This window comes from Massilia putida (genome assembly GCF_001941825.1).
Lineage (GTDB): Bacteria > Pseudomonadota > Gammaproteobacteria > Burkholderiales > Burkholderiaceae_D > Telluria > Telluria putida.
The window spans coordinates 5,318,616-5,329,771 of sequence record NZ_CP019038.1 but is presented as its reverse complement, the minus strand read 5'-3'; the positions used below and the strand labels follow the sequence as shown (position 1 = coordinate 5,329,771).

Sequence of the window (11,156 nt, the reverse complement as noted above, 5' to 3'; positions counted from 1 at the left end):
CAACTCGTCTGGAATTCGCCCTATGCTCGAAGCTTCCCCGCAGTCCCTGGCGCAAACGTCGCGCTTTTACCAACGCTGGCTCGCCGCCGACCCGGCCCGTGCCGGACGCGTCGATACCCTGTCTGCATTATCGCTGGCCTCCCTCGATTTCGGCGCAGCGCTGAAGGCCGAAGCCGCGCTCGGTCCGAACGGTTCGGTGCTCCCGACGGTACGGGCGATGCGCCGCCTGCGCAACCTGCTCATCTGCGCCATCATCCGGCGCGACCTCGACGGCCAGGCCGACCTCGACGAAGTCGTCACGGCGATGAGCCGCTTCGCCGACTTCGCCGTCCAGACCCACCTGGCCGAGCTCATGGCCGAGATGACCGCGCTGCACGGCGAGCCGATCGGCGCCGAGTCGGGCCGCGCCCAGCAGATGATGGTGCTGGCGATGGGCAAGCACGGCGGCGGCGAACTGAACGTCTCGTCCGACATCGACCTCATCTTCGTCTACCCCGAGGACGGCGACACCCGCGCCGGCCCCGGCCGGAAATCGCTGTCGAATCACGAATTCTTCGTGCGCCTGGGCCGCAAGCTGATCGCCGCACTGTCCGAAGTGACGGAAGACGGTTTTACGTTCCGCGTCGACATGGCGCTGCGTCCAAATGGCAAGTCGGGTCCGCTCGTGGCGAGCCTGAACATGGTCGAGGACTACCTGATCGTACAGGGGCGCGAATGGGAACGTTATGCCTGGGTCAAGGCGCGCGCGGTCACCGGCGATCCGGCCGACATCGCGGCCCTCGACGCCGTCGTGCGGCCGTTCGTGTTCCGGCGCTACCTCGACTTCGGCGTGATCGACGCGATCCGCACCATGCACGCCCAGATCCGCGCCGAGGTCAACCGCCAGGAGCGCCTGCATCCGGAACGCAACCAGAACGTCAAGCTGGGCCGCGGCGGCATCCGCGAGATCGAGTTCCTGGCGCAGGTGTTCCAGCTGATCCGCGGCGGCCGCGACCCGGCCCTGCGCGAGCGCTCCACGCGCAAGACGCTGCGCCTGTTGGCCGAACGCGAACTGCTGGCCGGCGACACCGTCGAGCAATTGCTCGAGGCATATTCATTCCTGCGCAACCTGGAGCACCGCCTGCAATACCTGGAAGATGCCCAGACGCATACCATGCCGGTGTCGCCCGAGGACAAGCACACCGTGGCGCGCATGATGGGCATGGCCGACGAGGCCGAACTGCTGGCCCGGCTGGACAGCTGGCGCGTGTTCGTCGCCGCCCAGTTCGACGCGATCTTCGCCGACAAGGCGGCGGGCGCCGAGCCCGTCGATCCGGATGCCCTGCTCTCCGATCCCGACAACCGCGACGCCATCGCCGACCGCCTGGCGAGCCTCGGCTTCGACGATCCGCAGGCGGCCGCGAACCGCCTCGTCGCCACGTGGCAGGCGCCCCGGCTGCAGACCTTGCCGGAAACGAGCCGCCACCGCCTCGTCGCGCTCGTGAACACGGCGCTGACACAGATTCCCCTCGTCGTCGCCGACGCCGGGCTCGGCAGCCAGGCGGCCACCCTGGGCCGCCTGCTCGATTTCTTCGAAGCCATCGCGCGCCGCTCCGCCTACCTGTCGCTGCTGACGGAATATCCACACACGCTGGAGCGGGTGCTGCGCATGATCAACGCGTCCGGCTGGGCCGCGACCTTCCTCACCCAGCACCCGATCCTGCTGGACGAGCTGCTGGACGACCGCGGCAATGCCGCCGAGGATCTGCCGGCGCTGGCCAGCAGCCTCGCGGCCCAGCTCGACGCGGCCGCCGGCGACACCGAGCGCCAGCTCGACATCCTGCGCGAAGCCCACCACGCCCAGATGTTCCGCCTGCTGGCGCTGGATCTCGCGGGCGAACTGTCCGTCGAGCGCCTGGCCGACCACCTGTCGGCGCTGGCCGACCTGATCGTGTGCGAAGTCGTGCGCCGCGCCTGGCGCACCATCGCGTCGCGCCACCGCGAGGTGCCGCAATTCGCCGTCATCGCCTACGGCAAGCTGGGCGGCAAGGAACTGGGCTATGTGTCCGACCTGGATGTGATCTTCCTGTTCGACGACGACGACGACATGGCGCCGTCCAACTATGCCAAGCTGGCCCAGCGCTTCATCACGTGGATGACGACGCATACCCCGGCCGGCATCCTGTTCGACATCGACACGGCGCTGCGGCCGGACGGCGCGTCCGGCATGCTGGTGTCGTCCGTGTCCGCGTTCGAACGCTACCAGCAATCGTCCGCGTGGCTGTGGGAACACCAGGCCCTCACGCGCGCCCGCTTCTGCGCCGGCGATGCCGCCATCGGCAAGCGTTTCGAGGCGATCCGCGAACAGGTGCTGCGCCAGGACCGATCTGGCCGCGAGGCCGAATTGCGCGACGAAGTCGTCAAGATGCGCCAGCGCATGCGCGACGCCCACCCACCGCGTGACGAGCGTTTCGACCTCAAGCACGATGAAGGCGGCATGATCGACATCGAATTCATCGTCCAATACCTCGTGCTGCGCCATGCTTGCGCGTATCCGCAGCTGACGGCGAACGTCGGCAACATCGCGCTGCTGAAGCTGTGCGGCCAGCTGGGCCTGATCGATACCGGCCTCGCCGACGGCGCCTCCAGCGCCTACCGCGCGATGCGCAAGCTGCAGCACCAGGTGCGCCTGCAAGGCCAGGAAAACGCCCGCGTGGAACGCAGCCTCGTCGCGAAGCATGCGGACGTCGTCGTGCGGCTGTGGCACGACTGCTTCCACGTTTAGACGCGAGGACGTTGTTTTTAGTCAACATTTCTCTACTAACATATTTTCGTATTGATATTTCTCAATACAAAATACTCCGATACAGCCAGCGTATGGCTTGCTGTGCGCCAATAGCCGCGCCTTATCGGAGATTCCATGCAACAACATACCAAGACCGCCATGGCCGTCGCCGTCGCCGTGAACGCGATGGCGGGCATCGCGCATGCACAGACGGCGGACGTATTGCAGCGCGTCGAAGTGACGGGCTCGCGGATCCGCCAGGTCGACCTGGAAACGGCGCAACCGGTCCAGGTGATCACCCAGGACCAGATCCAGAAAACGGGTCTCGTCACCGTCGGCGACATCATCAACAACCTGTCGGCCGCCGGTACCCCGGCCTTCTCGAAAGGGGCCACCCTGACGTCGAACCGCGAACAGGGCGGCCAGTTCATCAATATGCGCAACCTGGGGTCGAACCGGCTGCTGGTGCTGGTCGACGGCAAGCGCTGGACGCAGACCGTCGCCGGCTATACCGACATGTCGACCATCCCGTCGGCCATGATCGAGCGCATCGAAGTCCTCAAGGACGGCGCGTCGTCGATCTACGGCTCGGATGCGATCGCCGGCGTCGTCAACGTGATCCTCAAGAAGACCATGCAGGGCGGCCTGCTCAGCCTGTACGGCGGCCGGAACGAGAAAGGCGACGGCAGGAAGAAGGATTATTCGCTTTCCTACGGCGCGGGCGACGACCGGGCCAACATGATGGTCGGCCTGACATACACCGAGGACGGCGTCGTGTGGGCGAAGGACCGCGCAGTGACGGCCGCCAGCTACGGCCCGAACCACCTGAACGCCGGTTTCGGCGCGAGCCCGTGGGGCCGCATCCGCCAGGTGAACGCCGGCGGCGGCGCCACCGGATTCAACAAGATCCTGAACCACACGGGTTCCTACCTGGGCGACGGCACCGGTGCCAACGCGCGCGATCCGAACAACTATCACAACTATGCCGGCGCCGACGCCGACACGTTCAACTCGTCGGACCAGATGGTGTACTTGCCGCCGGCCCGGCTGACGTCCGTCTTCACGAAAGGCCGCCTCACCCTGCCGCACGACATGCGGTTCACGACCACCGCGATGTTCGCGGACCGCACGTCGTTCCGCCAGGCCGCCGGCTATCCGCTGAACTCTGCCACCCAGAGCAAGTACCCGGTCTATATCGACAAGGACAGCTACTACAACCCATACCCGGGCCAGGATCTGTTCTTTTACCGCCGCACGAGCGAAGTCCCGCGCACGGCCGAGAACGAGAACCGCACCGTGCACATCGAGGCGGGCGTGGAAGGCGATGTCGGCGTGCTGGGCAAGGCGTGGAACTGGAACGTCGGCTATAACCACAGCGCCACCACGGGCTCGGTGCTGTCGACCGGTAACCTGAACCTGCTGAACCTCAAGAAGGCCCTCGGCCCGTCGTTCATCAATGCGGCGGGCATCGTGCAGTGCGGCACGGCCGCGAATCCGGTGGCGCTGAGCCAGTGCGTGCCGTTCAATATCCTGGGCGGCCCGTCGGCGTCGACGCCGGCGGCGCTGGCCTATGTGATGTCGACCGGCCAGGCGACGTACGGCTCGACCGTCAACAGCGCCACCGCCGACATCACCGGCGAACTGTTCGACCTGCCGGCCGGCCCGATCGGCGTGGCGGCGGGCCTCGAGCACCGGTCCGTCCGCGGCTACGACCGTCCGGGCCAGTTCGAGCAATCGGGCTACTCGACGGACCTGGCCGGCAATGCCACCGTCGGCAAGTACGCCGTGCGCGAAGCCTATCTGGAATTCAATGTCCCGCTGCTCAAGAACAAGCCGTTCGCGCAACTGCTGAGCGTCGACATCGCGTCGCGCTATTCCGACTACAGCAACTTCGGCAACACCACCAACAGCAAGGCCAGCGTGATGTGGAAGCCGGTGCGCGACCTGCTGGCGCGCGGCACGTACGCCCAGGGCTTCCGCGCCCCCACGCTGAGCGACACGTTCGGCGGCGGCCAGCAGGCCTACGACTCTTACCTGGACGCCTGCGACAGCAAGTACGGCGAGGCGGCCAGGAATCCGGCCGCTGCCGCCCGCTGCGCGGCCGCCGGCGTGCCGGCCGGCTTCCGCCAGCTCAACCAGGCCGGCTCGCCGGTCCCGGCCGGCGGCGCCCAGACCCCGGTCCCGTTCAACGCGGGCGCGGGCAACGACTCGCTGCAGCCGGAAACGGCGACGACGAAGACGGCCGGCCTCGTGTACAGCCCGGGCTGGCTGAACGGCGCTTCCGTCGCGCTCGACTGGTTCGACATCCACGTCAAGAACCGCATCACCGCGGTGACGGCGACTTACGAGATCAACCAGTGCTACGTCGGCGGTGTGCAGGCGTTCTGCGATAGGATCAAGCGCGACCCGGCCACCGGCATGATCGCCAGCCTGTCGCGCGGCAACGCCAACCTCGGCGAGCTGCGGACCCGGGGCGTCGACCTGACCGTCGCCTACCGCTTCCCGCGCACGGCGGCCGGCCAGTTCAACGTGCGGTCGGAATCGACTTATACCGATACGTTCCGCATCAAGAGCAATGCGACGGCGAACTGGGAAAACGACGCCGGCGAATTCACGTACAACCGCGTGAAATCGAACCTGACCCTGGACTGGAACCTCGGCAACTGGAGCGCCACCCTGGCGTCGCGCTACTACAGCGGCGTGAAGGTCCACTGCTGGAGCGCCGCCAACAACGAGGAATGCAGCAACCCGAACGACCCGGCCAGCTGGGGCACCGGCTATACGAAGCTGGGCGCCATGGTCTACAGCGACCTGTCGATCGGCTATGCCCTGCCGTGGAAAGCGAAGCTGCTGGCCGGCGCCAACAATGTGTTCGACCGCAAGCCGCGCATCGTCTACGACGCCAACTCGTCGTTCGCGAACGGCACGTCGTCGTCGTCGTCCGTCGATCCGCAGATGCCGATCGACCGCCTGTTCTACCTGCGCTACAACCAGTCGTTCTGACCGTTCGCGCCGCATGCATGCCCGCCCGGCTGCGCCGGCGGGCATTTTTATTTCGCGGAAGAAATTTTGCCTGTTGTACAAATGTAACAGATTAAACGACGGATGTCGTTCGGCGCCCCGTTTTGGTGCGCCGAACGCATGAAAGAATGTTGTGCTTAATTCAACATTCCACAGGCCGTTTTACCGGCAACCCATTCTTTCCGCATATTTTTGTGTCTTTACGCATTCCCACTTGCAGTAAATACGCTCAACTCCCGTGATTTTCTTGTAATTACGCAAGAGTGCAACAATCGCAAAATATGCACGCCCGATGATTGACACGCTGCCATGGCGGATGATTCCATTGCCAGCTTGAAAAAAATGTTAACCACATTGATTTCAAAAACAGTCGCTCAGCGACGGACATTCACGGCTGCTGTACCCAGTGTGCCGTGCCTTAACCCTAGGAGTTTGCAACCATGATGGAAAAAGTCTTGTCCCGCTCGATCCGCCTGATGTGCCTCGGCGGCGTTGCGTTCGGGATGCACGCGGCTTATGCCCAAGAAACCTCCGCGCCACTGCAGCGCGTGGAAGTGACCGGCTCGCGCATCCGCCAGGTCGACCTGGAATCCGCACAACCGATCCAGGTGATGACCCAGGAACAGATCCAGAAAACGGGTCTCGTCACTGTCGGCGACATCATCAACAACCTGTCGGCGGCCGGCTCGCCGGACTTCAGCAAGGGCGGCGCCCTGACGTCGAACCGCGAAAGCGGCGGCCAGTACGCCAACCTGCGCAACCTCGGCTCGAACCGCCTGCTGACGCTGGTCGACGGCAAGCGCTGGACCGCCACCGTGGCCGGCTACACCGACATGTCGACCATCCCGGCTTCCATGATCGATCGGATCGAAGTCCTGAAGGACGGCGCTTCCGCGATCTATGGCTCGGACGCGATCGCCGGCGTGGTCAACATCATCCTCAAGAAGTCGATGGAAGGCGGCCAGGTCAGCGTCTACCACGGCGCCAACCAGCGCAACGGCGACGGCAAATCGAAGGACTACTCGGTTTCCTACGGCGTCGCCGGCGACAAGGGTTCGCTGCTGTTCGGCCTGACCCACACCGAGCAGGGCCCGGTCTGGGCGAAAGACCGCGACATCACCTCCTTCACCTACGGCCCGGCCCACGTGGCGGCCGGCACCCTGGGCACCGGCCCGTGGGGCCGTATCCGCCAGGTCAGCGCCAGCGGCGGTGCGACCGGTTTTACCAAGGTCCTGAACCACACCGGCACGTACGATGGCGTGGGCACCGGCACCAACTCGCGCGACCCGAACAACTACCACAGCTATGCCAGCTCGGTGAACGACCTGTTCAACTCGACGAGCCAGATGATGTTCGCGTTGCCGACCAAGCTCGACAGCATCTTCACCAAGGGCTCGCTGGAACTGCCGTTCGGCATGCACTTCAACAGCACCGCGATGTTCGCGCAGCGCAACTCGTCGGCGCAGGTCGCGGGCTACCCGCTGAACTCGATGACCCAGTCGAAGTACCCGGTCTACGTCGACAAGGACAGCTACTACAACCCGTATGGCAACCAGGTGGCCGGTGCCGGCAAGGGCCAGGACCTGTTCTTCTATCGCCGCACGATCGAAGTGCCGCGCGTCACGAACAACGAAAACCGTACGCTGCACATCGACGCTTCCGTGTCGGGTGAATTCACCGCGGCCGGCCGCAACTTCAACTGGGACGTGGGCTACAACCACAGCGCCGTCAGCGGCTCCGTGCTGTCGACCGGCAACCTGAACCTGCTGAACCTCAAGAAAGCCCTCGGTCCGTCGTTCCTGAACGCGTCCGGCGTCGTCCAGTGCGGCACCGCCGCCAAGCCGATCGCGATGGCCGATTGCGTCCCGTTCGACATCCTGGGCGGCCCTTCGGCGTCCACCGCCGGCGCGCTGAAATACATCATGTCGACCGGCCAGGCCACCTACGGCTCGACCATCAACAGCGCCACCGCCAACATCGCCGGCGACCTGTACGCGCTGCCGGCCGGCATGATCGGCTTCGCGGGCGGCCTCGAGCACCGCGAAGTGATCGGCTATGACCGTCCGGGCCAGTTCGAACAGTCGGGCTACTCGACCGACCTGGCGGGCAATTCCACCAACGGCCGCTACACCGTCAAGGAAGCCTACCTGGAAGCCCGCGTCCCGCTGCTGAAGAACGCACCGTTCGCCAAGTCGCTGTCCCTGGACCTGGCAACCCGCCATTCGGACTACAGCAACTTCGGCACCACCAACAACAGCAAGATGAGCATCGAGTGGCGTCCGATCGCCGACCTGCTGGTCCGCGGCACCTGGGCGCAGGGTTTCCGCGCACCGACCGTGGGTGACACGTTCGGCGGCGGCCAGCAGACCTACGACACGTACCTGGACCCGTGCGACACCAAGTTCGGCGAAGCGTCGCGCAACCCGGCCGTGGCCGCGCGTTGCGCAAGCGCAGGCGCTCCCGCCGGCTTCCGCCAGCTGAACCAGGTCGGCTCGCCGATCGCCGGTTCGGGCGGCGCACAGGGCGCGTACCCGTTCCAGGCCGGCGCGGGCAATGCCGCGCTGCAGCCGGAAACCGCGCGCACCAACACCGCGGGCTTCGTGTACAGCCCGTCGTTCCTGCCGGGCTTCTCGGCCTCGCTGGACTGGTTCGACATCAAGATCGACAACCGCATCACCGCGGTCACGGCGACCTACGTCGCGAACCAGTGCTACGTGAACAACGTGCCGTCGTTCTGCACGTCGATCAAGCGTAACGCCGCCGGCGAGATCACCGACCTGGCACGCGGCAACGCCAACCTGGGCAAGCTGGAAACCGACGGCCTCGACCTGTCGCTGGGCTATCGCTTCCCGATGACCAAGTACGGCCGCTTCAACCTGCGTTCGGACACCTCGTACGCCCACTCGTTCAAGGTGCAGAGCGCAGCGGACGCCCAATGGGTCGACTACGCGGGCGAGTACTACTACAACCGCATCAAGTCGGTCACGTCGCTGGACTGGAGCCTGGGCAACTGGAACGCCACCTGGACCGCCCGTTACTACAGCGCGGTCAAGGACCAGTGCTGGGATTCGGAAACCGAGTGCACGAACCCGGGCGGTGCCGCAAGCTGGGGCACCGACTACAACCGTCTGGGCGCCGAGGTCTATCATGACCTGAACGTCGGCTACAAGACGTCGTGGAAGGGCCAGATCATGTTCGGTATCAACAACCTGCTCGACAAGAAGCCGCGCATCACGTACCAGGGTGCCGCTTCGTCGTCGTCGGTCGATGCCGACATGCCGATCGACCGCTTCTTCTACGTGCGCTACAACCAGTCGTTCTGATCGGATCGACCGGCTGAACAATGCCCGCCAGGTTCGCCTGGCGGGCATTTTTTCATGCGAGCGGCTATCATGGGCGACCGGTGCACAACAAACGAACCATGGCTATCAAACTCAAAACAGAAAAAGATATTGCGAAGATGCGCGTCTCGGGCTGCCTGGCGGCCGAGGTGCTGGAAATGATTTCCGAATACGTCGTCCCCGGCGTCTCCACCGAGGAACTCGACCGCCGCTGCAACGAATACATCCGCAAGGTGCAAAAGGCCACGCCGGCCAACGTCGGCTACCACGGCTTTCCCAAGACCCTGTGCACGTCCGTCAACAGCGTCGTCTGCCACGGCATTCCGACGCCTGCCGAGATCCTGAACGACGGCGACATCATCAATATCGACGTCACCGTGATCAAGGACGGCTGGCACGGCGACACGAGCCGCATGTACTTCGTCGGCACGCCGAGTCCGGAGGCGAAGAAGCTCGTCGACACGACGTACGACGCCATGATGGCCGGCATCCGCGCCGTGCGTCCGGGCGCGCGCCTGGGCGACGTCGGCCATGCGATCCAGAAACTGGCGGAAGGCCAGGGCTATTCCGTCGTGCGCGAATACTGCGGGCACGGCATCGGCAAGGTCTACCACGAAGACCCGCAGGTGCTGCACTACGGCCGGCCGAACACGGGCATGCTCATCAAGGAAGGCATGACCTTCACGGTCGAGCCCATGATCAATATGGGAGACGCGGACGTGGAACAGCTCGACGACGGCTGGACCGTCGTGACGCGCGACCGCTCGCTGTCGGCGCAGTGGGAGCACATGATCGCGGTGACCAAGAACGGGTTCGAGATCCTCACGCCCTGGCCAAAAACAAAATGAGGTAACACCATTCGTAGGGTGGGCGGCCCTCCGCCCACCCTACGTAATCCGCACAAATGAAAAACGCTCCCGAGGGAGCGTTTTCCGTTGGGTAGTGCGGATTACTTGGCGTTCATCAGCGCCACGGTGGTGTCCAGCATGCGGTTGCTGAAGCCCCACTCGTTGTCGTACCAGGACGAGACCTTCACCAGGCGGCCCGACACCTTGGTCAGCGTCGCGTCGAAGTTCGACGAGGCCGGGTTGTGGTTGAAGTCGACCGACACCAGCGGCTCGGTGTTGTACGTCAGGATGCCTTTCAGCGCGCCTTCCGATGCGTCCTTCATCAGCTTGTTGATCTCTTCGACCGTCGTGTCGCGCTTGGCGATGAACGACAGGTCGACGATCGACACGTTGATGGTCGGCACGCGGATCGCGTAGCCGTCCAGCTTGCCGTTCAGTTCCGGCAGCACGAGACCGACAGCGGCGGCGGCGCCGGTCTTGGTCGGGATCATCGACTGCGTGGCCGAACGGGCGCGGCGCAGGTCTTCGTGCATCACGTCGGTCAGCACCTGGTCGTTGGTGTAGGCGTGCACGGTGGTCATCAGGCCGTTTTCCAGGCCGATGGCGTCATTCAGCGGCTTGACCAGCGGGGCCAGGCAGTTGGTGGTGCACGACGCGTTCGAGATCACGGTGTCCGTGCTCTTGAGCACGTTCTGGTTCACGCCGAACACGATGGTGGCGTCGACGTCCTTGCCGCCCGGTGCCGAGATGATGACCTTCTTGGCGCCGCCTTTCAGGTGGGCCGAGGCTTTTTCCTTGGTGGTGAAGAAGCCGGTGCATTCCAGCACGACGTCCACGCCCAGCTCGCCCCACGGCAGTTCGGCCGGGTTGCGCTGCGCGAAGACGCGGATGCGGTCGCCGTTGACGATCATGTAGTCGCCGTCGACTTCGACGGTGCCTGGGAACTTGCCGTGCGTGGTGTCGTAACGGGTCAGATGGGCGTTGTGCTCGACATTGCCGAGATCGTTCAGCGCCACGATCTGGATGTCCTGTTTCTTGCCGCCTTCATAGAAAGCGCGCAGCACGTTGCGGCCGATACGGCCATAACCGTTGATTGCTACTTTGATCGTCATTTATTCACTCCTGATTAAAAAAATCCTAACACCGAAGCATAGCGCGAATACAGCCGCACGGACAGCCTCC

General features: G+C 64.6%; 5 protein-coding genes. 4 read left to right on the top strand and 1 reads right to left on the bottom strand.

Annotated elements, in window-relative coordinates; all coding sequences use genetic code 11:
• Positions 1–22: 22 nt before the first annotated feature.
• The 4 genes from glnE (at position 23) to map (ending at position 9,974) form a co-directional block, all read left to right on the top strand.
• On the top strand, positions 23–2,764 hold the full coding sequence (gene glnE, locus BVG12_RS25845; RefSeq protein WP_075794898.1) for a bifunctional [glutamate--ammonia ligase]-adenylyl-L-tyrosine phosphorylase/[glutamate--ammonia-ligase] adenylyltransferase: 2,742 nt from the start codon (positions 23–25) through the stop codon (positions 2,762–2,764).
• Positions 2,765–2,899: 135 nt separating this feature from the next.
• Complete coding sequence (locus BVG12_RS25840) at positions 2,900–5,767, top strand: TonB-dependent receptor plug domain-containing protein (RefSeq protein WP_075794897.1); 2,868 nt, start codon at positions 2,900–2,902, stop codon at positions 5,765–5,767.
• A 458-nt stretch (positions 5,768–6,225) separates the two neighbouring features.
• The gene (locus BVG12_RS25835) at positions 6,226–9,108 is read left to right on the top strand and encodes a TonB-dependent receptor plug domain-containing protein (protein WP_156895741.1); all 2,883 of its coding nucleotides are present in this window, start codon (positions 6,226–6,228) and stop codon (positions 9,106–9,108) included.
• 98 nt (positions 9,109–9,206) lie between these two features.
• Positions 9,207–9,974, top strand: a complete 768-nt coding sequence (gene map, locus BVG12_RS25830; protein ID WP_075794896.1) for a type I methionyl aminopeptidase — start codon at positions 9,207–9,209, stop codon at positions 9,972–9,974.
• A 101-nt stretch (positions 9,975–10,075) separates the two neighbouring features.
• Here the strand turns inward: map and gap are convergent, their stop codons facing one another.
• Positions 10,076–11,086, bottom strand: coding sequence for a type I glyceraldehyde-3-phosphate dehydrogenase (gene gap / locus BVG12_RS25825; protein WP_075794895.1), 1,011 nt, complete (start codon positions 11,084–11,086; stop codon positions 10,076–10,078).
• Positions 11,087–11,156: the final 70 nt, after the last annotated feature.